Source organism: Mesorhizobium sp. M1A.T.Ca.IN.004.03.1.1 (assembly GCF_003997555.1).
Taxonomy (GTDB): domain Bacteria; phylum Pseudomonadota; class Alphaproteobacteria; order Rhizobiales; family Rhizobiaceae; genus Mesorhizobium.
Genome location: NZ_RZTV01000851.1, coordinates 1 through 246, shown reverse-complemented (window position 1 = coordinate 246; position 246 = coordinate 1). Strand labels below are relative to the sequence as shown.

Below are 246 nucleotides of genomic sequence, written 5' to 3'. Positions count from 1 at the left end.
GCTCGGCCGACATGATGCCGAGAAACCTCGATCGCCGTGTCGAAACCATGGTTCCGTTGACAAATCCGACCGTTCACGAGCAGGTCTTGTCACAGATTATGCTCGGCAACGTGATTGACAATCAACAAAGCTACGAGATATTGCCCGACGGTACGTCGCGTCGCATGGAAGTGCGCAGGGGCGAAGAACCGTTCAATGCGCAGCAGTATTTCATGACCAATCCGAGCCTGTCAGGCCGTGGTGAAG

Annotated in this window: 1 pseudogene; it reads left to right on the top strand. The window is 54.9% G+C overall.

Annotation, left to right across the window (positions count from 1 at the left end):
• A pseudogene (locus tag EOD29_RS34095) lies at nucleotides 1-246 on the top strand (RNA degradosome polyphosphate kinase); the annotation flags it as partial.